General features: G+C 73.7%; 17 protein-coding genes. 6 read left to right on the top strand and 11 right to left on the bottom strand.

Annotated elements, in window-relative coordinates:
- Nucleotides 1-104: 104 nt before the first annotated feature.
- The 3 genes from ACIRBX_RS32470 (at nucleotide 105) to ACIRBX_RS32460 (ending at nucleotide 5,645) form a co-directional block, all read left to right on the top strand.
- The gene (locus ACIRBX_RS32470; RefSeq protein ID WP_402302633.1) at nucleotides 105-3,308 is read left to right on the top strand and encodes a M28 family peptidase; all 3,204 of its coding nucleotides are present in this window, start codon (nucleotides 105-107) and stop codon (nucleotides 3,306-3,308) included.
- Nucleotides 3,309-3,495: 187 nt separating this feature from the next.
- The gene (locus ACIRBX_RS32465; RefSeq protein ID WP_402302631.1) at nucleotides 3,496-4,599 is read left to right on the top strand and encodes a PLP-dependent cysteine synthase family protein; all 1,104 of its coding nucleotides are present in this window, start codon (nucleotides 3,496-3,498) and stop codon (nucleotides 4,597-4,599) included.
- A gap of 47 nt (nucleotides 4,600-4,646) precedes the next feature.
- Nucleotides 4,647-5,645 carry a GNAT family N-acetyltransferase gene (locus tag ACIRBX_RS32460; protein WP_402302630.1) on the top strand — a complete coding sequence of 333 codons (999 nt, stop codon included), beginning with the start codon at nucleotides 4,647-4,649 and terminating at the stop codon, nucleotides 5,643-5,645.
- A 407-nt stretch (nucleotides 5,646-6,052) separates the two neighbouring features.
- Here ACIRBX_RS32460 and ACIRBX_RS32455 read toward each other — a convergent pair whose 3' ends face one another.
- The 11 genes from ACIRBX_RS32455 to ACIRBX_RS32405 all read right to left on the bottom strand — a co-directional run bounded on the left by ACIRBX_RS32455 (nucleotide 6,053) and on the right by ACIRBX_RS32405 (nucleotide 20,341).
- On the bottom strand, nucleotides 6,053-6,850 hold the full coding sequence (locus tag ACIRBX_RS32455) for a DeoR/GlpR family DNA-binding transcription regulator (RefSeq protein ID WP_402302627.1): 798 nt from the start codon (nucleotides 6,848-6,850) through the stop codon (nucleotides 6,053-6,055).
- A 36-nt stretch (nucleotides 6,851-6,886) separates the two neighbouring features.
- Nucleotides 6,887-9,313, bottom strand: a complete 2,427-nt coding sequence (locus ACIRBX_RS32450; RefSeq protein WP_402302625.1) for a right-handed parallel beta-helix repeat-containing protein — start codon at nucleotides 9,311-9,313, stop codon at nucleotides 6,887-6,889.
- A 146-nt stretch (nucleotides 9,314-9,459) separates the two neighbouring features.
- A complete protein-coding gene (locus tag ACIRBX_RS32445) occupies nucleotides 9,460-10,311 on the bottom strand; it encodes an MOSC domain-containing protein (protein WP_402302623.1) in 852 nt (283 codons plus the stop codon).
- Nucleotides 10,312-10,528: 217 nt separating this feature from the next.
- Complete coding sequence (locus ACIRBX_RS32440; protein ID WP_402302620.1) at nucleotides 10,529-11,155, bottom strand: DUF6643 family protein; 627 nt, start codon at nucleotides 11,153-11,155, stop codon at nucleotides 10,529-10,531.
- Nucleotides 11,156-11,422: 267 nt separating this feature from the next.
- Nucleotides 11,423-11,866 carry a large conductance mechanosensitive channel protein MscL gene (mscL, locus tag ACIRBX_RS32435; RefSeq protein WP_402302618.1) on the bottom strand — a complete coding sequence of 148 codons (444 nt, stop codon included), beginning with the start codon at nucleotides 11,864-11,866 and terminating at the stop codon, nucleotides 11,423-11,425.
- Nucleotides 11,867-12,104: 238 nt separating this feature from the next.
- Nucleotides 12,105-13,304, bottom strand: coding sequence for a DegT/DnrJ/EryC1/StrS family aminotransferase (locus tag ACIRBX_RS32430; protein ID WP_402302617.1), 1,200 nt, complete (start codon nucleotides 13,302-13,304; stop codon nucleotides 12,105-12,107).
- A complete protein-coding gene (locus ACIRBX_RS32425; protein WP_402302615.1) occupies nucleotides 13,291-14,799 on the bottom strand; it encodes a hypothetical protein in 1,509 nt (502 codons plus the stop codon). Before ACIRBX_RS32425 ends, ACIRBX_RS32430 begins: the two co-directional genes overlap by 14 nt.
- The gene (locus ACIRBX_RS32420) at nucleotides 14,799-15,860 is read right to left on the bottom strand and encodes a GNAT family N-acetyltransferase (RefSeq protein WP_402302613.1); all 1,062 of its coding nucleotides are present in this window, start codon (nucleotides 15,858-15,860) and stop codon (nucleotides 14,799-14,801) included. The genes ACIRBX_RS32425 and ACIRBX_RS32420 overlap by 1 nt, the downstream gene beginning before the upstream one ends.
- 61 nt (nucleotides 15,861-15,921) lie before the next feature.
- On the bottom strand, nucleotides 15,922-17,049 hold the full coding sequence (locus ACIRBX_RS32415; RefSeq protein ID WP_402302611.1) for a glycosyltransferase: 1,128 nt from the start codon (nucleotides 17,047-17,049) through the stop codon (nucleotides 15,922-15,924).
- Nucleotides 17,046-18,746 carry a tyrosine-protein kinase family protein gene (locus ACIRBX_RS32410; RefSeq protein ID WP_402302608.1) on the bottom strand — a complete coding sequence of 567 codons (1,701 nt, stop codon included), beginning with the start codon at nucleotides 18,744-18,746 and terminating at the stop codon, nucleotides 17,046-17,048. Before ACIRBX_RS32410 ends, ACIRBX_RS32415 begins: the two co-directional genes overlap by 4 nt.
- Before the next feature lie 473 nt (nucleotides 18,747-19,219).
- Nucleotides 19,220-20,341, bottom strand: coding sequence for a glycosyltransferase family 4 protein (locus ACIRBX_RS32405; RefSeq protein WP_402302606.1), 1,122 nt, complete (start codon nucleotides 20,339-20,341; stop codon nucleotides 19,220-19,222).
- A gap of 266 nt (nucleotides 20,342-20,607) precedes the next feature.
- On the opposite strand from ACIRBX_RS32405, the gene ACIRBX_RS32400 reads away from it, so the two are divergent.
- The 3 genes from ACIRBX_RS32400 (at nucleotide 20,608) to ACIRBX_RS32390 (ending at nucleotide 23,343) form a co-directional block, all read left to right on the top strand.
- A complete protein-coding gene (locus ACIRBX_RS32400) occupies nucleotides 20,608-21,672 on the top strand; it encodes a glycosyltransferase (protein ID WP_402302604.1) in 1,065 nt (354 codons plus the stop codon).
- A gap of 121 nt (nucleotides 21,673-21,793) precedes the next feature.
- Nucleotides 21,794-22,558, top strand: a complete 765-nt coding sequence (locus ACIRBX_RS32395; RefSeq protein ID WP_402302602.1) for a slipin family protein — start codon at nucleotides 21,794-21,796, stop codon at nucleotides 22,556-22,558.
- 137 nt (nucleotides 22,559-22,695) lie between these two features.
- Nucleotides 22,696-23,343 (top strand): thiol:disulfide interchange protein DsbA/DsbL, encoded by a 648-nt coding sequence (locus ACIRBX_RS32390; RefSeq protein ID WP_402302601.1) that lies wholly within the window; start codon nucleotides 22,696-22,698, stop codon nucleotides 23,341-23,343.
- Nucleotides 23,344-23,475: the final 132 nt, after the last annotated feature.

Raw genomic sequence — 23,475 nt, 5'->3', positions numbered from 1 at the left:
ACCCGAGCACGGACGCCCCTTCCGGCTGCGCCCCAACGCAGCCTCCCCGGCGTGCCTTTGGCATGTCGTCCGTGGTCGAGGACCCCCACGTTCGAGGAGCCTCGATGAAACGAAAGTTGCTGACGGCGGGTACCACCCTGACCGTCCTGGCCGGGATGCTCGCCGCCACCGCGGCCGGGCAGGCCGGTGCCGCACCTCAGCCGGTACCGGGCGGCGGACCGTCCGCGCAGGCCGCACTGGTCGCGCTGAACACCGCCGTCGCCGCAGCCGACCAGGCTGCCGTCGCCGGTCTGGACGCCCTGGCCAAGGGCCCGGACGAGACCTACCAGCGGCAGGCCGTCACCCCGTGGGTGGACGGCCTCTACTCGGTCGCCTACGAGCGCACCTACAAGGGCCTGCCGGTGGTCGGCGGCGACGCCGTCGTGCTGGCCGACGCCCAGGGCCGGGTGCGGGGCACCCAGAACGCCAAGTCCGGTGCGATAGGCGTCCCGTCCACCAAGGCGACCGTGACGGCCGCCGCCGCCGAGGCCACCTCGCGCGGCAGGCTCGCCAGCGTGGAGAACCTCGAATCCAGCCGCCTGGTGGTCCGGGTCAAGGACGGCGCGGCCGCACTGGCCTGGGAGACGGTCCTCAAGGGCCGCACCCAGAGCGCCCCGAGCCGTCTGCACGTCTTCGTGGACGCCCGCTCCGGCGCGGTCATCGACTCCTACGACGACGTCAAGGCCGGTACCGCGAACAGCAAGTGGAACGGTCCGTCGCCGACCATCACCACCACCAACTCGGGCAGCACCTACTCGCTGCGCGACCCCAGCCGTCCCGGCCTGAGCTGCGCCGACTACTCCAGCGGCCAGGTCTTCTCCAAGTCCTCCGACACCTGGGGCACCGGCAACCCCACCAGCAAGGAGACCGGCTGCGCCGACGTGTTCTTCGCGGCGCAGAAGGAATGGGACATGCTCCGCGACTGGCTCGGTCGCAACGGGCACAACGGGAACGGCGGCAGCTGGCCGGTCAAGGTCGGCCTGAACGACGTGAACGCCTACTGGGACGGCTCCTCCGTCTCGATCGGCCACAACAACGCCAACGAGTGGATCGCCTCGATCGACGTGGTCGGCCACGAGTTCGGCCACGGCCTGGACCAGTTCACCCCCGGCGGAGCGGCCAGCAACGAGTCCGGTCTGGGCGAGGCCACCGGCGACATCATGGGTGCGCTCACCGAGGCGTACGCCAACCAGAGCGCCCCGTACGACGCCCCGGACTACCTGGTCGGCGAGATGATCAACCTGGTCGGCAGCGGCCCGATCCGGAACATGTACAACCCCTCGCAGGTCAGCAACAACCCGAACTGCTACTCCTCCTCGATCCCGAACACCGAGGAGCACGCGGCGGCCGGCCCGCTGAACCACTGGTTCTACCTGCTGGCCGAGGGCAGCGCCCCGGGCGGTGGCAAGCCCAACAGCCCCACCTGTAACAGCAGTTCGGTGACCGGCATCGGCATCCAGCAGGCCGGCAAGGTCTTCTACGGCGGCATGCTGCTCAAGACCAGCAGCATGACCTACAAGAAGTACCGGGTCGCCACCCTGTCGGCGGCCAAGACCCTGGACCCGACCTGCAACACCTACAACCGGACCAAGGCCGCCTGGGACGCGATCAGCGTGCCGGCGCAGACCGGTGAGGTCACCTGCACCGCCAGCCCGGGCAACGACTTCTCGGTGGGCGTCAGCCCGACGAGCGGCTCGGTCAACAAGGGCTCCTCGGTCACCGCCACGGTCAACACCCAGGTCACCTCCGGCTCCGCCCAGACGGTCAACCTGACCGCCTCGGCCCCGGCCGGCGTCTCGGTCTCGTTCAGCCCGTCCTCCGTGCAGGCGGGTTCGTCCTCGACCATGACCGTCAGTGCCTCCAACACGGCCGTCAGCGGCACCGTCACGGTGACCGGCACCGGCTCGGTCAGCCACACCGCGCAGTACAACCTGACGGTCAACGGCACCACCCCGCCGGACCCGCAGGCACCGGACATCTCGGTGGCCAACGTCCAGGCCCACCTGTCCCAGCTGAACACCATCGCCTCCCAGAACGGCGGCAACCGCCGTGCGGGCAGCGCCGGTTACACCGCCTCGGTGGCGTACGTGAAGGCCAAGCTCCAGGCGGCCGGCTACACCGTCGCCGAGCAGTCCTGCACCACCTGCACCTACGTCTCCAACAACCTGATCGCCGACTGGCCGGGCGGCCCCGCCGACCAGGTCACCATGCTCGGCGCGCACCTGGACAGCGTCGCGGCGGGCCCCGGCATCAACGACAACGGCTCCGGCTCGGCGGTCCTGCTGGAGAACGCGCTGGCGCTCGCCCAGGCCAACCCGCAGAACCTCACCCGCCACGTCCGGTTCGCCTGGTGGGCCGGCGAGGAGCAGGGCCTCCAGGGCTCCAAGCACTACGTCAACCAGCTGAGCTCCACCGCCCGTAGCGCCATCAAGGGCTACTACAACTTCGACATGGTGGGCTCGACCAACGGCGGCTACTTCATCAACAACCTCAACTCGGCCACCTCGGCCCCGATGAAGGCGTACTGGGACTCGCTGAGCCTCCAGCCGGAGGAGAACGTCGAGGGCCAGGGCCGCTCGGACGACTACTCCTTCCAGCAGGCCGGCATCCCGACCTCGGGCTACGCGGCCGGGGCCAGCGCCACCAAGACCTCCTCGCAGGCCACCAAGTGGGGCGGCACCGCGGGCCGGGCCTACGACTCCTGCTACCACTCCGCCTGCGACACCACCGCCAACGTCAGCGCCACCGTGCTGGACCGCTCGGCGGACGGCGTCGCCTACACCATCTGGAAGACCTCGGTCGGCACCACGACCACCCCGCCGGACCCGGAGCTCTCCCTCTCGGTGAGCCCGAACAACGGCAACACCACCCCGGGCAACTCGCTGACCGCCACGGTCGCCGTCACCGGCAGCCCCACCCAGACGGTGAACCTCTCCGCCACGGGCGCCCCGGCCGGCACCACGGTCTCGTTCAGCCCCTCCTCGGTGCAGACCGGCTCGTCCTCGACCATGACCGTCTCGGTGGGCTCCTCCACCGCGGCCGGCACCTACACCATCACGGTGAACGGCGTCGGCACGGTCAGCCGCTCCGCCACCTACAGCCTGACCGTCGGCGGAGGCCCCTCCACCGGCACCTGGGCGGCGGGTACCACCTACGCCGCCGGTGACGTGGTCACCTACAACGGCGTCAGCTACCGCTGCATCCAGGGCCACACGGCCCAGGTCGGGTGGGAGCCGCCGATCGTCCCCGCGCTGTGGGGCCGCGTCTGACCACCTGAAGAAGAGGCTGTGCCGCGATCCGTCGAGGGGGACGGGTCGCGGCACAGCCGCGTCCGCACACCGCCCGCACAGGGGTGCGAGAAGCGGAAGCTGGGGTCCCCCATAAGATCACTTATTGTGATTGCTTGTTACACTCGGTGCCAGGCAAGGGAGTTGTCGTACCGAGGAGAGCAGCGCGATGGCCAGCGAGACCCTGGACGTGGACCGTACCGACCCCGAGTACCGGGCCTGGCTGAAGGAGGCCGTCCGCAAGGTCCAGGCCGACGCCAACCGCTCCGCCGACACCCATCTGCTGCGCTTCCCGCTCCCGCTGGACTGGGGCATCGACCTCTACCTCAAGGACGAGTCCACCCACCCGACCGGCAGCCTCAAGCACCGGCTGGCCCGCTCGCTCTTCCTGTACGCCCTCTGCAACGGCTGGATCCACCCGGGCAAGCCGGTGATCGAGGCCTCCAGCGGCTCGACCGCCGTCTCCGAGGCGTACTTCGCCGGGCTGATCGGCGTGCCGTTCATCGCCGTGATGGCCAAGAGCACCAGCCAGGCCAAGATCGACCTGATCGAGTTCCAGGGCGGCGAGTGCCACCTGGTGGAGAGCGCCTGCGAGGTCTACGAGGCCGCCGCCAAGCTGGCCGAGGAGACCGGCGGCCACTACATGGACCAGTTCACCTACGCCGAGCGGGCCACCGACTGGCGGGGCAACAACAACATCGCCGAGTCGATCTTCGCCCAGCTCCGGCTGGAGCCCCACCCCGAGCCGGCCTGGATCGTCGCCACCGCCGGCACCGGCGGCACCTCCGCGACCCTGGCCCGCTACGTCCACTACACCCAGGCGGACACCCGGATCTGCGTGGCCGACCCGGAGAACTCCTGCTTCTTCCAGGGCTGGGTCGAGCACGACCCGCACGCCACCTGCGACACCGGCTCGCGGATCGAGGGCATCGGCCGTCCCCGGATGGAGCCCAGCTTCGTGCCCGGCGCGATCGACCGGATGATGAAGGTCCCGGACGCCGCCTCGATCGCCGCCGTCCGGGTCCTGGAGCGGGTGCTCGGCAAGCGGGCCGGCGCCTCCACCGGCACCGGGCTGTGGAGCGCGCTGCGGATCGTCGCGGAGATGCGGGCCGCCGGGCAGCGGGGCAGTGTCGTCACCCTGATCTGCGACCCGGGCGACCGCTACCTGGACAAGTACTACTCCGACGACTGGCTGTCCGGCCAGGCCATCGACATCGCCCCGCACCAGGAGTGCCTGGAGCTCTTCCTCAAGGACCAGGGCCCGCTGAGCTGACGGAAAACCGCTGGTGGCCGGGGCCGGGGTGCTGATAGGCAGGCGGTATGAGCGACCTTCGGACCGAACGACTCCTGCTGCACGCCTTCACCCCCGGGACGGCGGCCCGGGTCGAGGCCGGCGAGCCGGGCCCCGGTGACCACTGGGTGGCGGGCTACCCCGGCCCCGGCGAGCAGCGTGCCACCCGGAACTTCCTGAACCGCTGTCAGGACGGCGCCACCCCGCATCCGTTCGGGAACTACGAGATCCGCCGCCGCGAGGACGGTGCCGCTCTCGGCGGCATCGGCTTCCACGGGGCGCCGGACGCGGTCGGCTCGGTGACGATCGGCTACGGCCTGGCCGAGTCGGCCCGGGGCCACGGCTACGCCACCGAGGCCGTCCGGGCGATCGCCGAGCACTGCCGCGCGCAGGGCGTGGTGACCCTGCGGGCCGGCACCGACCCGGACAACCTGGCCTCGCAGAACGTGCTCCGCAAGGCCGGCTTCACCCTGGTCCGGGAGGGCGAGGAGGGGCCGGAGTTCGAACTCGCGCTGGCCGACGGCGCCAAGATCGTGACCTACCTGGAGCTGGCCGCGCCGGACGCGCTGCGGCCGGGCCCGGAGGTGGCCGGGCTCGCGGTCCGGGAGGTCGAGGGCGGCTCGGCGGAGAACCGGGAGGCCCGGGAGCGGGTCGGCGGGCCGTACGGCTGGAGCAGCGCGCGGCGCACCGAGGAGCAGTGGCGGCAGTCGCTGGCGGAGCGGCCGGGGCGGCGGTTCTGGATGATCACCCGTCAGGGGGAGACGGTCGGCATCCTGGAGACCGAGCCGCACCCGGACGGCTCGGTCGAGATCGGCGCCTTCGGCCTGCTGCCGGAGTACGTCGGCCAGGGCCTCGGCGCGGCCACCCTGACGCTCGCCCTGCGGACCGCCTGGGCCACCGAGCCGGCCACCACCCGGGTCGTCCTGGACACCTGCACCAAGGACCACCCGAACGCGCTGGGCAACTACCTGGCCCGGGGGATGACGGTCTACCGGACGGAGACGGGGCACAAGCGCGTCGCCGCCTGACGGCGGGTCAGGAGCGCGTCGGGGGACGTTGCCGCGCGCGCCGGATCGAAGGCGTACGGGACACGGGGCAGGCGGCCGGTGCGGTTGGTGCGTGGGGGCGGGCACCGGAGCGGAGTGCGGCCCGGCTCCGGCGGCGTGGCCTGCGGTGGCGCCGTTCGGTCCGTTCGGTGGCCGGGAGGTGTCGCTCGTGCGGGTCGGCCGGAGTGCTCGGTGCGCGGGGGGCGGGCCCTGGTGCGGACTACGGCCTGCCTCCGGCGGTGTGGTCTGGGGTGGTACCGTTCGGTCCGTTCGGTGGCCGGGAGGTGTCGCTCGTGCCGGTCGGCCGGAGTGCCCGGTGGGTGCGGCGGGCCCCGGTGCGGAGTGCCGCGTGCCTCCGGTGGAGCCGCCCGCAGGGCCGGTGCGGGGGCTCAGGCCAGCAGCAGTTCGCGGATCGCCTCGCGGGCCGAGGCGGCCTCCGCCGGCGGCAGGGCGGCGTCGGTGACCCAGGTGTCGACGGCCGACAGCGGGGCGATCGCGGAGAGGCCGACCACGCCCCACTTGGTGTGGTCGGCGACCACCACGGTGCGGCGGGCGGAGGCGATCAGCGCCCGGTTGGTCTCCGCCTCGGCGAGGTTCGGGGTGGTCAGGCCGGCCGAGGCGTCCAGGCCGTGGGCGCCGAGGAAGAGCAGGTCGAAGCGGAGCTCGCGGACCGCGCGGTCGGCCACCGGGCCGACCAGAGCGTCGGAGGGGGTGCGGACCCCACCGGTCAGGACCACGGTGGTGTGGGCACCCGTGCCGGCCCGGCGGGCCCGCTCGAAGACCTCGGAGACCGGCACCGAGTTGGTCACCACCGTCAGGTGCTCCACCTCCACCAGCTGCTGGGCCAGCGCGTAGGTGGTGGTGCCACCGGAGAGCGCGATCGCGCTGCCGGGGGTGACCAGGGCGGCGGCGGCCCGGGCGATCTGCTCCTTGGCGGAGGGCTCCAGTGCGGACTTGGCCTCGAAACCCGGTTCGTGCGCCAGCGCCGCCCCGGCCGCCACCGCACCGCCGTGCACCTTCTCCACCGATCCGCCGCGGGCCAGCGCGTCCAGGTCCCGGCGGATCGTCATGTCGGAGACGCCGAGCCGCTGGGTCAGCTCGTTCACCCGCACCCCGCCGCGCCGCCGCACCTCGTCGAGGATCAGGGCGCGGCGCTGCTCGGCCAGCAGGTTGCTGGTGTCGGCCATCTGTCAGTCCTCCGGATCGGTCCTGACGTCATCCTGTCAGATCTGTCGGACCGTCACACCGGGCAGGTCCTCCGGGACCAGCAGCTGCAGTTCCTCGGTGGTCGGGTCGGCCAGCTGGGCCACCCGCATCGCGTGCCGCTCGACCATGGTCTCGAACACCTGCCGGGCGGTCCGGCCGTTCCCGAAGCCCGGACCGCGCTCCAACCGGGAGAAGTGCTCCAGCAGGGCCCGCTCGGTCGCCTCGGTCAGCTCGTACTCGTGCTCCACCGACTGGGCCCGGGCGATCTCCAGCAACTCCGCGTCCGAGTAGTCGGGGAAGGTGACGGTGCGGGAGAAGCGGGAGGAGACCCCGGGGTTGGCGGAGAGGAAGCGTTCCATCTCGGCGGTGTAGCCGGCCACGATCACCACCACCTCGTCCCGGTGGTCCTCCATCAGCTTCACCAGGGTGTCGATCGCCTCCCGGCCGAAGTCCCGGGCGCCGTCCTCCGGCGCCAGCGCGTACGCCTCGTCGATGAACAGCACCCCGCCGCGGGCCCGGTCGAAGGCGGCCTGGGTGCGGATCGCGGTGGAGCCGATGTGCTCGCCGACCAGGTCGACCCGGGCCACCTCGACCAGGTGGCCCTGCTGGAGCACCCCGAGCGAGGCCAGGATCTCCCCGTAGAGCCGGGCCACCGTGGTCTTGCCGGTGCCGGGGGCGCCGGTGAAGACCAGGTGGCGGCGGAGCGAGGGGGCCTTCAGCCCGGCCTGCCGGCGGCGGCGGCCGACCGAGATCAGGTCGATCAGGGTGCGCACCTCCTGCTTCACGGTGGCCAGGCCGATCAGCGCGTCCAGCTCGGCCAGCGCCTCGTCGGCCGGGCGGCAGTCCGGGATCGGGGCGATCGAGGCCGTCACCGGAGCGGCGGCGGTGGTGAGCTGGACCGCCCGGGGAGCCGGTACGGCGGGGGTGGGGGCGAGGGCGGCGGCGGGCTGCGGCGGGGCTGCGGCGTTCGGCGGGGCGACGTCGTCCGAGACGCAGTTCTCGGTGACCGGCCCCGGCTCGGCGAACTCGAAGCCCGCCCGGGCGTTCTGCTCGGCCCGGCAGCGGGTCAGCACGGTGCGGCAGCCGTCGATCACGTGGAAGCCGAAGCCCTGTCCCTGCGAGACCCGGCAGTCGGTGAAGCTGCCCCGGCCCTGGGCCGAGACGTAGACGGCGGCCTCCGAGCTGCCGCGCACCGTGCACTCGTGGAACTCCGGGTCGGCGCCGGTGGTGACGATCACCCCGGTGCCCACCTCGGAGATCTCACAGCCCGTCAGCCGGCCGCCGCTGCCGTGGTCGCGGAACCACAGACCGGTGGCGGCCTGCTGCACCCGGCAGTCGGCCAGCTGCACGGTGGCACCGCCGCTGACCGAGACGGCCGAGCTGCGCACCGCGCTGAACGAGCAGTCCTTGGCCGTCACCGAGGAGTCCCGGTCCAGCACCGAGAGCGCGCCGGGCACGTCGTGCACCGAGCAGTCGGTCAGGCTCGCCCGGGCGCCGTCGCTGACCCAGACCGCCGGGTAGTCGCCGGTGCTGGAGTGCAGCTCGCAGGAGAGCGCGGTGACCTCGGTGCCCGGGTCCCAGACCGCCAGCGCGCCGCGGCCGAACTCCCGGACGGTGGAGTGCTCCAGGGCGAGGCGGGCCCGGCCGCGCAGGTCGGCGCCGTTCTCGGCCAGCTCGTACAGCCGGCAGCCGGTCAGGGTCAGCTCGGCGCCGCTGTCCAGGGTCAGGCCGTTGTCGGTGACCCGGTGCACGGTGGAGTCGGCCAGCCGGCCGACCGCCTGCTTCTCGGCCAGCACCCCGCTGCCCTTGATCTCGTAGACCTCGCAGCCGGTCAGCTCGACGGAGCTGCCGGCCCCGGTGATCAGCACCCCGGCCCCGCCGGCGTGGTGCACCCGGCAGCCGTCCAGCCGGGCGGTGGAGCCGTCCAGCACCGCCAGCCCGACCTGGGCCGAGCCGGCCAGCTCGGTCTGCTCGGCGGTCAGCGAGGCCCCGGCCCGCAGCCGGACGCCGAGCCCGGCCGGGTTGAGCACCGTGCAGGCGCGCAGGGTGAGGGCGGCCCCGTCGGTCAGCTCCACCCCGGAGTCGGCGGTGGCCTCCACCCGGCAGCCGGTCAACTCGGCCGCCACGCCCGGCCCGTGGACCAGCACGGCGGGGGCGGAGCGGTCCGTGCCGTCGATCACCAGGCCCTGCACCACGGCGTCGGCGGTCAGGGTGAGCGGCACGCCGCCCGGCGGGTCCAGCCGGACGGTGCCCGGGCCGTCGGCCGGGCGCAGGGTGACGGGCTTGTCCAGCACGACGTTCTCCCGGAACGTGCCGGCCTGGACGGTCAGCGTGTCACCCGGCTCGGCGGCGGCCACCGCCTCGGCCAGCGTCTGGTACTCGCCGGCCCGGCGCCGCCAGCGCGAGGCGCTGTCCTGGGTGACCCGCACCCTGTGCTCAGCCATGACGATCCGCCATCCCCACCTCGGTCAACGTGCTGTCGGTATCGAGGCGTGCTGCCTCGGAGCTTGCTGCGTCTGGAGCCGTCGGACCGCCACGACCGGTACAACGACCGGACGCGGTACGGGTTCCGGTCGGCCGGCGCGCGCGGTCAGCGCCGTTCCAGCACGGTGAAGCCGTCGCCGAGTCGGACGGTGCCGACGGTGCCGGTGAAGCCCTCCGGCCGCTCCGGGACGAGGTTCTGACCGAAGACCAGCTTCTGCTCCAGCCGGTGGTGCCGGCCGAGCGCGCGCAGCGGCTCGGGGCCCCGGCGCTCGCCGGTCTCCTGGTCGGTGGTGGTCACCACGCAGCGACCGCACGGCCGGGCCACCCGGAAGGTCACCTCGCCGACCCGCACCCGCAGCCAGCCGTCCTCGTCCCAGGGCTCGGCCACGTCCACCACCAGGTTGGGCCGGAAGCGCTCCATCGGCACCGGGCGCGCCTTGCGCTCGTCCTCCGGGTGGTCCTCGGCGATCCGGGCGTTCAGTGCGGCCAGCGAGCCGGTGGTGGTGACCAGCAGCGGGAAGCCGTCGGCGGCGCTCACGGTGTCGCCCGGGCCGGCGTACTCTGGCTTCACCGGGCGGGCCAGCGGGTCGGCCAGGTGGACCAGCCGCACTCCGGGGAAGTACCGGCAGAACCAGGAGTCGACGGCCTCGCCGGCGGCCACCGTGGCGAAGAACGAGCCGAACACCTCGCCCTGCACCGGCTTGCCGTCCACCGGGACGGGGACCTCGATCCGCCCGCCGTCCGGGGCGGTCACGGTCAGGGAGCCGTCGGGGGCGGGCACCGCGCGGAACTGACCGAGCGTCGGCTCCTCCCGCTGGGTCACCGCCCGGCCGGTCCGGTCCACCAGCATCCAGCGGCGGTCCCCGGCCAGGCCCCAGGGCTCGACCCGGGCGCTCTCCGGGCTGAGCCGGTAGGTCGACTTGACCGGGTAGACGTGCAGTCCCGTCAGCTGAGGCATGGGGCACATCCTGCCAGAGCCGGGAGCCCGCTCCGCACGCTGCGGAACGCTGCGGAGCACGTCGCGGGGCACGTCGAGGGGCGTGCCCGGGGGCACACCTGCGGGAACGCCGAGGGCCGCCCGGACCTGGTGCGGTCCGGGCGGCCCTCGGGACGACCGTCGTGCCCTGCTCGGTCCGGATCCCCCCGGATCACGGACGAGGGTGGAGCGGCTCGGCTCAGTAGGCGTTCCCCTGGTAGCCGGGCTGCGGGTACTGGGTCTGCGGTGCCACCGGGCGGACCGGGGCGGCGGGGCGGAACTGGTTCCCGCCGAAGCTCTGGTCCGCGAAGCCCTGCGGGGCCGGTGCGGCGCTGGCGAAGCCTTGCTGCGCTCCGGCGTACGCCCCCTGGTTGGCCATGGTCGGCGCGGTGGCGTAACCCTGCGGCTGGTACTGCTGGAAGGCGGGGTTCGGCACCCCGGCCGGACGCTGCTGCGGCACCGGACCCGGCTGGCCCCAGGCGGGCGCCTGCGGCTGCGGAGAGGTGTAGACCGCAGGGGTCGGCTGGACCGGGATGTACTGGGTGGCCGGACCGCTGCTGCTCGGGCCGGGGCCCAGCGCGAGCCGGGCCGGCGGCAGTGCGGGGAGGCTGCTCCCCGGGCTGTCGAAGCCCGTACTCCCGTACGAGGAGCCGTAGTTGGGAGTGTGGCCGTAGCCCGACGAGGCCGGCGGCAGGGCGGCCGGCACGTTGATCGGGGCGATCTGCGGGACACCGCGCTCTGCGACCAGGCTGTCGTAGATGGGCGTGCCGGAGCTGAAGGACGGAGAGGGGTAGCCGACTCCGTCGTAGGAGCGGGGCGAGGTCATGGGGCATACCGTAAGCCCACAATGCGCCTGCTGAGGAGAGTGGGAGGCGTAGGAGTTCCAGTGTTTACGTACTCTTCTCCGGAACAAGCCACTCGAAAGTATGACGATCGGACATTTCGCCGCCGCTTTCCGGCCACCTCCGGGATCTGACGGAGGGTCGAACGAGCGGCGAACGGGCCGTTGACGATCAATGCCATGCGCCCCCCGGTGGACCGAGGGGCGCGTGTCGTCAGGCGTGAGCCCCCGAAGGGGCCGACCGGGTGATGCTCAGCGGGTGGAGAGCGCCTGGAGCGGGAAGCCGGGGCGGCCGGCCAGCTCCGAGGTGCAGTGCGCGCAGCGCACCGCGGCGGCCGGGATCGAGCTCAGGCAGTCCGGGCAGTCGGTCTTCGGCACCGGCACGTCCTTGACCGGCTCGAACCGCTGCTGGAGCTTGCCGACCGGCACCACCACGGCGAAGTAGATCACCGCCGCCACCAGGATGAAGCTGATCAGCGCGTTCAGGAAGGCGCCGTACGGGAAGCTGGTGCCGCCGACCTCGAAGGAGCGCTTGCTGTAGTCGCCCACCGCGCCGGTGGCGACGCCGATCAGCGGGGTCAGGAAGGCGGTGACGAAGCCGGTCACCACGGCGGTGAAGGCCGCGCCGACCACGATGCCGACCGCGAGGTCCACCACGTTTCCGCGCAGCAGGAAGCTGCGGAATCCCTTGAACACCGGGAACTCCAAACCGTTGCAGAGGCCGGGAGCCCGGCCGGGGGAGCAAGAAGGGAGAAGAGGGGCGCACACGCCTTGGACGGCGGGCCCGACGCGCCATTGTGACCCTTCAACCCCCGTGTGGTCCAAGCGAGTTCACCTGATCCGCGTAACCGTGGCACCGGTGTGCGGGGCTCGAAAACGCGTCCCGCCCGGGGCCGAGGGCCCCGGGCGGGAGGGTGGTGCGGGTGGGACGGGCTCAGATCCCGGCGGCGCGCAGACGCTCCGCGTACGGCTGGATCCGGCTCACCGCCTCGGCGGTGCGGCGCACGGTGGCGGCGTCCATGTGGGTCCACAGCGGGACGGTCAGCACCGAGTCGGCCAGCCGGTCGGTGACCGGGAGCGCGTCGGCCTGCCCGAGGTGGGCGTAGGACTGCTGGCGCTGCACCGGCGGGTGGAAGTAGCGCCGGGTGTCGATGCCCTCGGCCTTGAGTGCGGTGCCCAGCTGAAGGGCGGTCAGGCCGAAGGCCTCGGCGTCCAGGATCAGGGTGAGGTCCTTGAAGGTGGAGACGTCCCCCTCCTCCGGCAGGGCCAGCCGCAGGCCGGGCAGGCCGGCGGTGGCCCTGGCGAACTCGGCCACCAGCGCGCCCCGGTGGGCCACCCGCTCGGGCAGCCCCTCGACCCAGGTCAGGCCGACGGCCGCGTGCAGCTCGCTCATCCGGGCGTTCAGGCCGGGGAAGAGCGTGTTGTAGTCGCCCGGGTTGCCGTAGTCCCGGCCGGTCCGGAGGGTCTTGGCCAGCGCCGCGTCCCGGGTGGCCACCAGACCGCCCTCACCGGCCACCGCGACCTTGGTCGGGCTCATCGAGAACACCTCGGCCAGGCCGAAGTTGCCCACCGGCACGCCCTTGCGCCTGGAGCCGAAGCCGTGCGCGGCGTCGTAGACCACCGGGACGCCCGCCGCGTCGGCGATCCGCTGGATCTCCTCGGTCTGGCAGGGCGTGCCGTAGACGTGGGTGGCCATCAGCGCGGCGGGTGAGTCGGCCGCCTTCAGCCGGGCCTCGGCGTCCGCCGGGTCCAGCGTGATGTCCTGCTCGCGCGCCTCGGCGAACAGCGGGGTGCCGCCCGCCCAGTGCGCGGCGTGCGCGGTGGCCGAGAAGGTGAAGCCCGGCATCAGCACCGGACGGCCGCCACCCACCCCGGCGGCCTGGAGCACCAGCATCAGGCCGGCCGTGCAGTTGGAGACCGCCACCACGTGCGGCACCTCCAGCAGCTCGGCGGCCCGCTCCTCCAGCTCGGCCACGGTGCGGCCGTTGGTCAGCATGCCGCTGTCCAGCACCGTGCCGAGCCGGGCCAGCAGGCCCTCCCGGTCCGGCACCTGGACGCGGGTCAGCGGGAGGCCGTCGGGGAAGACGGGCGTGCCACCGAGGAAGGCGGGTGCGGCGGAGTCAGTCGTGGTCATGATCGGTTCGATCCCCCCAGGGTCGAGGTGGTGGTGCGGCTTCGGTACGGGCCGGGGCGGTGGAGCTGACGGGGACGGGCGCGGCACCCCACTGGCCGGGCTGCACCCGCCAGACCGGGGCGCGGGCCCGGCGCTTGGGCGCCGGACGGTCGCTCTCCGGTCGGGGGACGGCGAGCAGCACCAGCACCAGCGGCAGCACCTGGACCCGCTCGCGGGACAGGATGCCCAGGTTGTTGATGGTGGAGAAGGCCCAGCAGAACAGCAGGGTGTAGACCAGCGCGTAGGCGATGTACGAGCGTTGCAGGAACAGCCGGGGCAGCTGGCGCATCCGCGGCCAGCCCCGGATGAACATCACCAGCAGCGCGAAGCACTCCACCGACTGGAACAGGCTCTGGATGTTGGACGCCTCGAACGGGAACGGGCGGAACAGCACGCTCACCACGGCCATCGGCAGGCCGGCCGGGTTGAGGCTGAAGGCCGGCGCGGCGTCCTCCGGGGCCGGTTGGTTGATCACCGAGTTGCCCTGCGAGGTGCGTCTGGAGGTCTCCGAGAGCACCTGGTTGACGGCGTCGCCGCCCTGGCCGGAGGTGCCGAAGAAGGTGTTGACCTGTTGCAGCATCAGCATCACCATGGCGCCCAGCACCGCCACGGTCACCACCATCCGCAGCGGGCCCAGTGCGGAGACCTCCTTGGGCCGCTTGCGCAGCACGTAGGCCACCGTGAGCCCGGCGCCGGCCAGCACGGTGACGTGCGGGCGGACCATCGCGGTGCCCAGCGAGCCCAGCGCGATGAAGACGAAGGCGCCGAACTGACGGCTCAGCAGCTTGGCCACCCCGTAGGTGGTCAGGCCCAGGCAGAACATCATCCAGGCGTCCTTGCCGATGCTGGACGGCCAGAACAGCAGCGAGGGCAGGAAGAAGACCAGCTTGGCGTAGCGCCGGGTGTCCGCCTCCGGGAAGGCGATCTGCAGGGCCCGCCAGAACAGCAGCAGGCCCCAGAAGCCCAGCCAGGAGAACACCAGGAAGCCGCCGACCAGGGACGGGCCGGTGATCGCGTAGACCACACCCGTGACGATGATGATGAAGCCGGTGCCGGCCACCTTCATGCCCAGGTCGTAGTGGATGCCGGCCGAGAAGTCCGCGTTGTCCAGGAAGTACGCGAGGGCGCTGCCCTTCTGGTGGTACATCTTGGCGTCCGCCGCGCCGCCGTACAGCACGAAGGCCATCAGGTAGCGGGGGAAGGCGCAGAGCAGCTTGAGCGCCATGGCCAGCATCAGCAGCCGGAACACCCTCGGCTCCGGGTTGGTCGCCGCCACCCGGGCCAGGATCGGGGTGCCGATCGCCATCAGCGCGGGCAGCACCAGCAGCGCGCCCCAGGTGTCGTAGCTGGTGTGCACCATGGCCAGCACGAAGACCGTGACGTAGGTGCAGACCAGGCCGCCGGCCACCAGGGTCGGCCAGGGCAGCGCGGGCTTCCGCACGGCCTGCCGGCGCATCAGAAGACCTCCAGGTCACCGAGGTTGAAGCGGAAGGCGCCGAGCTCGGGCGGGACGGCCCCGGTCGGGGTCCGGGCGGCCAGGCGCATCCCGGTGCGCGGCGCCCGGAGGTACCCCGCCCGCAGCGCGGCCGAGGCGGCCTCGGTGCCCGCCGCCAGGTGGGTGGCGACGTGGTCCGCGCCGGAGCGGGCGGCGGCCCGCAGCAGCTCGGCGGCGGCCCGCCGGTCGCCCGGGCGGACGATCACCTCGGCGAGGGTGAACTCCACCAGCGGGCCGCGCCGCCGGGGCCGGCCGATGGCCACCCCGGCCAGCTCGCCGCCGCGCTGACAGGTCATCACCCGGTAGTCCAGGCCCGGGGCGTCGCCGTACCGCCAGCGCAGGTACGGCTCGGTGCGGCCGACCGCGAGCCGCCCGTCGGAGGCGTCCGCCGCGCTCCGCTCGCGGAGCAGCTCGGCCAGCCCGGCCGGGGCGCCGCCGTCGCCGAACCAGCCGGCCGCCGTCGGCAGCGGGCAGACCACCGGCCCGGCCGCCGCCGCCCGGCGGGCCAGCGCGGCCCGGGCGCCCCGGGCGAAGGAGAGCGGACGGGCGATCCGCAGCGCCACCGGCACCTGGCCGAGGTCCTGCCAGCCCATCCGCAGGTAGCCGGGCAGCGAGTTGCCGTTGGGCGTGTTGAAGACCAGCTCGGCCTCGGGGGCCACTTGCTCCAGCAGCTCGGTGGTGAGCCGGCGGAAGATCCCCCGGCCCTGGAAGTCGGGGTGGGTGGCGGTGTCCACCGGGCGGACCGCCCGGACCACCCGGTCGCCCGCGCGCCACTCCCAGCGGAGGAACAGCCGGACGCCGACGATCCGGCCCTCCGGCGTCACGGCCACCAGGCCGGGGGAGGCGCCGAAGGGGTTGCGGTGGTGCTTCCACTCGAAGAACTCGGTGCTGCGGGTGCCGGTCGGGCCGCCCGCCAGCGAGGCGGTCAGCAGCTCCAGCACCGCCGGGGTGTCCGCGTCCGCCAGCGGACGGTAGCTCAGTTCCACGGCGTCGTCCCGCACGTGCTCGGGGCTCGCGCTCACGATGGTTCGGTCTTCCTCTCGGAGGGGCAGGGCGGGGGAGCGGTGGTCGGCTCCGCGAGGGTCAGCTCCGCAGCACCTGCTCGTACACCCGCTCGACGGCCCGCTGGGCGCCCGCCACGTCGAAGGACTCCGAGCGTCTGCGGGCCGCCGCGCCCTGCCGCTCGCGCAGCCCGGGATCGGCCGCCAGCTTGCCGAAGGCCCCCGCCAGCGCGGCCGGGTCGCCCGGCTCCACCAGGAAGCCCTCCACGCCGTCGTCCAGCACCTCGGGCATCCCGCCCACCCTGGTCACCACCGAGGGCAGCCCGCTGGTCATCGCCTCCATCAGCGAGACCGGCAGCCCCTCCTGACGGGAGCTCAGGGTGAAGACGTCGAAGGCCGGCAGCAGCTCGGGAACGTCCGCCCGGGAGCCGGCGAAGACCACGCCCTCCCCGGCCGCCGCCCGCAGCCGCTCCTCCAGCGGCCCGGAGCCGATCAGCACCAGCCGGGCCTCCGGCCGCTCCCGCCGCAGCAGTTCGAACGCGGCCAGCAGGCCGGCCTGGTCCTTCTTCGGCGTCATGTTGGCCACCGTGCCGATCACCAGCGCGTCGTCCGGGAGCCCGAGCTCGGCCCGGGCCGCCCGGCGGGCCGCCGGACCGCTCGCGGCGCCGCCCAGATCCGGCCCGTGGTGCACCACGGTGACGAACTCCCCGGCCCGCCGCCGGGCCGCCGGGATGCTCGCCGCCACCGCGTGCGAGACCGCCACCACCGCGCGGTTGCGCTTGTACGTCAGCGAGTTGGCCCAGCGGGTCTCCCGCCGGTAGCGCTCCCAGACGTTGTGCTCGGTGTGCACCAGTACCGGCCGGCGCCGCCCCGGGGTGAGCAGGGTGAGCAGCCGGGCCGCCGCCGCCGGGACGGGCATGTGGGTGTGCACCAGGTCGTACCGGCCCGCCGTCAGCAGCGCCCGCAGCCGCAGCGGCCAGCGCCGCCCCGGCCCGAGCAGGTGCACCCGCACCCCGGCCGCCTCCAGGGCGGGCACCAGGGCGTCCTTCCACGGCAGCACGTAGGCCACCTCGACCTCGTACCGCGAACGGTCGGCGTGGCGCGCGCAGTTGACCAGCAGTTGCTCGGCCCCGCCCCGGCCCAGGCCCTTGGCCAGCCAGAGCACCCGGACCTTCTCCCGGCGCGGTGCCGTCCCCCCCTGGCCGGTCACCGCTGCTCGCCCTCCAGCCCGGCCGCGTCGTGGGCCGGCTCCTGGCCGCGGCGGGCCCAGGACGGTGAGGACCGGTGCCGCGGTCCCTCCGGGCGCTGCTCCTGCGAGGGCACCGCCGCGGCCGGGCCGGCCCCGGGGGCGCCCGGCGAGACCAGGCCGTCCCGCTTGCGGCGGCCGGACGGGCCGATCGTGCCGAGCAGGGCCACGCCGGCCACCGGCACGCCGGTGCGGGAGAGCAACTCGCTGACCCGGTCGGCCTGTTCGGGTGTCACGTTGCCGGCCTTGATGGTGACCAGCACCGCGTCGGCGTGCTGCACCAGGTCGTAGGCGTCGTTGGCGTGCAGCAGCGGGGAGCTGTCGATCAGCACCACGTCCGCGTGCCGGCGGGCCCGGCGCAGCACCTCGCCGGCCCGCAGCACCAGGGCGGCCGGGTAGGCGGTGCTGTTGCCGCCGGTGATCAGCCGCACGCCGTCCACGTTGGTCCGCCGGATCAGGTCGTCCAGCTCGGGGAGCTGCTCACCGCTGAGCAGCTCGGCCATGCCGGGGCCGTCCCCGACGCCGAAGTGCTCGTGCGCCTTGGGGTGGCGGAAGTCGCAGTCCAGCACCAGCACCTCGCGGCCGGTCTCGGCCAGCGCGGCGGCCAGGTTGGCCACCGTGGTGGTCCGCCCGTCGCCGCTGCGGCCGGACATCACCAGGATCACCGGGGCGGGCTGGGCCAGCCGCCGGGAGACCAGCTCGGCCGGGTTGAGGTTGCCGTCGGCCAGCTGGGTGGCCAGTGCGGCGGGGCCGGTCAGCAGCAGGGTGGAGCGCAGCGAGCGGTACGCCTCGGCCCCCGGGTCGGACGGCCGGGCCACCACCAGCGGGTCGCGCAGCCGGCGCAGCCGGGTGGAGAGGTACGGGATCTCGCCGATCACCGGGAGGTTGAACGCCTCCTCGGTGCCGTTGCGGGTGCGCACCCGGGTGTCCATCCGACTGAGCATCAGCGCGGCGACCACGCCGAGCGCCAGGCCCAGCGCCACCGCGAGGCTGAGCCGCAGGCCCCGGCTCGGCGAGGTCAGCAGATTGCCGCCGAGCTCCTTGGCGTCGATCGAGCCCCACTGCTGGACGGCGTCGGTCTGGCTGATGTTCTGCAGGTCGCCGATCGCGGCGAGGGTCTTCACCAGCGAGGTCCGGGCGGCCTGCAGCTGCGGGTCCAGCTTGGGCTGGTCGGTGGTCTTCGCGCTGTTGAACTCCTGCTGGAGCTTGTTGACCGTCTCCTGCTGCTGGTCCCGCTGCGAGGTCAGCCGCTTGATCGACTCGCTCGCGCTCTTCGCGGTCTCCTGGCTGTACCCGGTGATGGTCGCCTCGGCGAAGGCCGCCGCGGTGTCCACGCAGTTCTTGCTGGTCGGCCCGGTGACGGAGAACTCGAGCATCTGGGGCGAGGCGGCGGCCACCGTCCGGCGGGCCACCAGGGCGGCCACGTCGGTGACGCCGAGCTTCTTGGCGGCGGCGTTCGACACGTCCGAGCCGGCCGCGTAGGAGAGCACCTGGTCGACCCTGACCGCCTCACCCGATCCCGCGACCGGCGTGATGGCGACCGAGCACTTCCATTTCCCGTTGTCGACGGTGTCGCCCGTCGGGGTCAGCAGCAGCCCGATGATCAGGGCGGCCACCGTACAGCCGACCAGCAGTCGCCAGTAACGTCGCAGTACGGTCAAGTGGTTGGCCGGTTCCACCGGTTGGATCCCCTCGCGTTCGTGGTGCACGCGCCGTGCCGACCCGCCCCGATCGGTTGCGGTCGGCTCCGCACGGACTGCTGGCCGCTCGCCTGATGGCGTGCAGCGGCGCGGGTCGCGCCCCCCAGCGCCGACCCGTCTCCCCGGGCACGATGCTTGCGGCACCTGACGTGCAGCGCAAGCACTTTGGCCAATCTGATGCGCGATCTCGCCCGGGGGGCGAAAATCCCGGCCTCCTGCCCGTGGGACGGGACCCGGCGTGCTACGGCCCCGGCGGGGCCGGGCGGTCGCACGGCCGCCCGCCGGGGTGCCGGGTCCTGGGGGCCGTCTCCCTGACGGCGTGTCGCCGGAGCACGCGCCCGCCGTGCCCGGAACCGGGCGGGAGGAGCCCTTCGGCGACGCCCACGCGGCGGAGCCGCACGGTGTCACGGCCGGCCCCGCCGAGGAGGCGGCCGCTAACCGCCGAGCGACTTCTCGTAGAACTCGACCATCCGGCCGGACACCTGAGGCAGCGTGAACTTCGTCATGAACCTGTCCCTGGCCGCCTTCGCCCGCAACTGCGCGGCGGAACGGTCCTCCAGGCACTCCAGCAGTGCCGCCGCCAGCTCGGCCGGCCGCTCCGGCGGCACCAGCAGCGCGTAGTCCTCCGACCCCACCGTCTCGCGCAGCGCCGCCACGTCCGCCGAGACCAGCGGCACCCCGACGCCCATCGCCTCCATCGCCGCGCTGCCCAGGCCCTCCCAGCGGGACGGCACCGCGAACGCGTCCGAGGCCGCCATCAGGTCGAACACGTCCGAACGCGGCCCCAGGAAGCGGACGTTGCCCGCCACCTCGGCCAGCTCCCGCAGCCGGGGCGTCTCCGACCCCGGACTCCCGGCCAGCAGCACCACCGCCTCCGGCAGCCGCTCGCGCACCGCCGGCCAGGCCTCCAGCAGCACGTCCAGGCCCTTCTGGTACTGCTGGCGGGCCGCCGCCAGCACCACCGGCACGTGGTCCGGCAGCTCCAGCCCGGCCCGCACCGCGTCCCGCCGCTCCTGGCTCACCGTGCCCAGCAGCCCGGTGTCCCGGCCGCGCGGCACCACGTCGATCCGGGCCGGATTGACCATCAGCCGACGGGCCATCACCTCGGCCACGTGCCTGGTCAGCGCGTGGAACCTCCGGGTGCCCTGCGCCGTCGCGGCGTCCACCGCCTGGGCGGCCCGCACCTTCCACGGGCTCAGGCCCCGGGCGTGCAGGTGCTCCGGCCCGTACGAGGAGTTCACCAGACTGGACACCACCGGGATGCGGGTCGAGATCGCCGCCGCCCGGCCGAGCACGTCCGACTCGTAGAGCGTGGTGTGCACCAGCTCCGGGCGGCGCTCGCGGAGCAGCCGCCGCAGGGCGGCGAACTCGCCGGCCCGACCCGAGGCGTGCACCCCGAACACCCCGGCGCCCGCCTCGGTCAGCTCCGCCTGGAAGCCGCCCGGGGACGGCCGCAGGTAGGCCACGTCCAACTCCACGCCGGCCCGCACCAGGAGTGGCGCCATCGCCACCAGACCCTGCTCCGCCCCGCCGATCCTGCTCACGCTGTCGATCACGTACAGCACACGCACAGTGGCCCCCCACCCAGACACTGACAGGCGGTCAGCATCCCAGCCCCGGGGCACCCACCGCCACCGAATCCCCATACTGTGAGCACGCTGGGAGCCGAGGCACCCGGGGGGCGCAGCCGCGTACGGGCCGGGGGCGGCGGCCGGGCCGGGAGCTCGCGGGAGCCGTCCCGGTGGGCTGCCGCCGGGAGTGGATCATCACCATTTCTCCAAAGCTCCGGCCGGAACCCGTGGCATGTGCCAGGTTGGGCGCCATGGCTGAGGCGAGGGTGTTGCATCTGGTCACCGACCCGCGAGGTCGAGGGGCCCAGAATCTGGCGCGGGACCTGCACGGGGAGCTGCTGCGACGGGGGGTGCCGTCCACGCTGCGGTCCCTGCAGCCGCACGTCGACGCACCCGCCCCGCACGACGCGCCGCACCTCGGCCCGTCCCGCTACCACCCCACCACCCTGCGGGCCCTGCGCGAGGCGGCCCGCACCAGCGACGTGGTGATCGCCCATGGCTCCAGCACCCTGCAGGCCTGCGCCGTCGGCCTGTTCGGCACCGGCACCCCGTTCGTCTACGTCAACATCGGCGACCCCCGGCACTGGACCGCCAGCGCCTCCCGCCGCCTGCGGGTGGGTGCCTTCCTGCACCGCGCCGCCGCCGTCTCGGCGATCTCCGACGGCGCCCGCGAGGTGCTGGTGGAGCGCTTCCGGCTGCCCGCGCAGCGCGTGCGCACCATCCCGAACGGGCGGGCCGCCGACCGCTACCGCCCCGCCGCCGACCAGGCCGAACGGGCAGCCGCGCGGAAGGAGTTGGGCCTGCCCCCGGACGGCCCGCTGGTCGCCTGGATCGGCGCGCTGGCACCGGAGAAGCGGCTGGACGTGGCGCTGGCCGCGCTGGACCGGCTGCCGGACGTGCACCTCGCGGTGGCCGGCGACGGCCCGCTGAGCGGCAGCTACCCGGACCACCCCCGGGCCCGCTTCCTCGGCCGGCTGGCCGATCCGGCCCCGCTCTACCGGGCCGCCGACGCCCTGCTGCTGAGCAGCGACAGCGAGGGCGTCCCCGGCGTGCTGATCGAGGCCTCGCTGGCCGGGCTGCCCACCGTCGCCACCGACGTGGGCTGGGTGGACGAGGTGGTGCTGGACGGCACCACCGGGGCGCTCGCCCGCCCCGGCGATCCGGCGGAGCTGGCCGAGGCGCTCGGCCGGGTGCTGGGCGGTGACCGCGCGGCCCTGGGCGCCGCCGCCCGGGCCCACGCGCTGGACCGCTTCGAGCTGTCCGTGGTCGCCGACGGCTGGCAGCGGCTCATCCGCCAGGTGGCCACCCCGCGCTGAGCGGGCCCCGACGGAGCGTCAACAGTGCGTCAAGACTGCCTGCCGACCCCTGCCGGACAGCAGCGCCCGCGCGCATACTGACGCCGCGTCCGCCACCGGGGCGGACGCAGGGGGAGGCGTCATGGCGGTACTGGCGGTCCTGGCCGGCCTGGTCCTGCTGGGCCTGGCGGGCAGCGTCCGGGTGGTCCAGCAGTACGAGCGGGGCGTGGTGTTCCGGCTCGGCCGGGTCACGGGGGCGCCCCGGCCGCCGGGGCCGACCCTGCTGGTCCCGCTGGTCGACCGGATCCGCAAGGTCAACATGCAGATCATCACCATGCCGGTGCCGGCCCAGGAGGGCATCACCCGGGACAACGTCTCGGTCCGGGTGGACGCGGTGGTCTACTTCCGGGTGGTCGACCCCGTCCGGGCCACCGTGGACGTGCAGAACTACGCCTTCGCGATGTCCCAGGTCGCCCAGACCTCGCTGCGCTCGGTCATCGGCAAGAGCGAGCTGGACGACCTGCTCTCCGGCCGCGAGGGCCTGCACCGGGGGCTCGAACTCATGCTGGAGAGCCCGGCGGTGGGCTGGGGCGTGCACATCGACCGGGTGGAGATCAAGGACGTCGCGCTGCCCGACTCGATGAAGCGCTCGATGGCCCGGCAGGCAGAGGCGGACCGCGAGCGACGGGCCCGGATCATCACCGCCGACGGCGAGTTCCAGGCCGCCGCCAAGCTGGCCGACGCCGCCCGCCAACTGGACGCCACCCCCTCGGCGCTCCAGCTGCGACTGCTCCAGACCGTGGTGGAGGTGGCGGCCGAGAAGAACTCCACCCTGGTGCTGCCGTTCCCGGTCGAACTGCTGCGCTTCGTCGAGCAGCACACCGCCCGCTCCGACCGGGCCGACTGACCGCCCGCTCCGGCCGGGCGGGCTGAGCACCCGCCAAGACCGGCCCCCGGCGTGCCGTTGCGCCGTCCGGGCGAAGAATCCACCCGGGCGGCCCGTCGGCTCGCCGGGCCCGGTGGGGGCTGGCAGCATCGGCGGACGTGAAGCAGATCATCCGCACCGCCGTCCTGGCCACCGTCGCCGCCGGCCTGCTCGCCGCTCCCGTCACGGCCGGACAGGCCACCGCCGCCCCCGAGGTGCCGCACGAGGGCGGGCACGTCGGCCGGATCGACCACCCGGGCCCGATCCGGGCCGTCAAGCAGGAGGCGGTCGAGTTCTTCTGGTACGACTGCTCGCACTCCAAGCAGCTCGAACTCCCGCTGGAGCGCTGGGCGCAGAAGCACGCCTCGGACGTGACGCTGCGCCGCGTCCCGGCGGTCTGGGCGGGGGCGCCGGAGGAGCGGGTCCAGAAGGGCCACGCCCGGCTGTACTACACCCTGGAGAAGCTCGGGAAGGTGGACGAGTTCCAGGTCGCAGCCTTCAAGGCGGTGCACGTGGAGGAGAAGGACGTCACCACCGAGGACACCGCGACGGCCTGGGCCGGCACGGTCGGCCTGGACCCCGAGGCGTTCCGGGCCGCCTACCGCTCGGCCCAGGTGAACGACCTCACCGAGGCCGCCTCCGGCCTGATGGCCAAGTACAAGGTGGACGAGCTGCCCACCGTCTTCGTCAACGGCGAGCGGGTCAAGCCCAGCAAGAACGGCGGGGTGGAGGGCATGCCCTCCGCGCTGGACCAGCTGGTGGACTGAGCGGACACGGCCGGAAACACTTCGTCAGGAGCCGGGACGGTCACCGTCCCGGCTCTTCTTCACGGATCGGCCCCCCGGCCCCCACATCCTGTGCCAGAGTGTGCGCTGCGGCCGAACCGGACCGGGGAACTC

Source organism: Kitasatospora sp. NPDC096147 (assembly GCF_044763225.1).
Taxonomy (GTDB): domain Bacteria; phylum Actinomycetota; class Actinomycetes; order Streptomycetales; family Streptomycetaceae; genus Kitasatospora.
Note: the sequence above shows the minus strand (reverse complement) of the source record. Positions and strands in the feature narration are given on the sequence as shown.

Coding starts and splice junctions, on each gene's coding strand:
- ACIRBX_RS32460 (WP_402302630.1), top strand. CDS start 4,647: ATGAGCGACCTTCGGACCGAACGACTCCTGCTGCACGCCTTCACCCCC.
- ACIRBX_RS32470 (WP_402302633.1), top strand. CDS start 105: ATGAAACGAAAGTTGCTGACGGCGGGTACCACCCTGACCGTCCTGGCC.
- ACIRBX_RS32425 (WP_402302615.1), bottom strand. CDS start 14,799: ATGCGCCGGCAGGCCGTGCGGAAGCCCGCGCTGCCCTGGCCGACCCTG.
- ACIRBX_RS32455 (WP_402302627.1), bottom strand. CDS start 6,850: ATGGCCGACACCAGCAACCTGCTGGCCGAGCAGCGCCGCGCCCTGATC.
- ACIRBX_RS32430 (WP_402302617.1), bottom strand. CDS start 13,304: ATGACCACGACTGACTCCGCCGCACCCGCCTTCCTCGGTGGCACGCCC.
- ACIRBX_RS32445 (WP_402302623.1), bottom strand. CDS start 10,311: ATGCCTCAGCTGACGGGACTGCACGTCTACCCGGTCAAGTCGACCTAC.
- ACIRBX_RS32440 (WP_402302620.1), bottom strand. CDS start 11,155: ATGACCTCGCCCCGCTCCTACGACGGAGTCGGCTACCCCTCTCCGTCC.
- ACIRBX_RS32465 (WP_402302631.1), top strand. CDS start 3,496: ATGGCCAGCGAGACCCTGGACGTGGACCGTACCGACCCCGAGTACCGG.
- ACIRBX_RS32395 (WP_402302602.1), top strand. CDS start 21,794: ATGGCGGTACTGGCGGTCCTGGCCGGCCTGGTCCTGCTGGGCCTGGCG.
- ACIRBX_RS32400 (WP_402302604.1), top strand. CDS start 20,608: ATGGCTGAGGCGAGGGTGTTGCATCTGGTCACCGACCCGCGAGGTCGA.
- ACIRBX_RS32450 (WP_402302625.1), bottom strand. CDS start 9,313: ATGGCTGAGCACAGGGTGCGGGTCACCCAGGACAGCGCCTCGCGCTGG.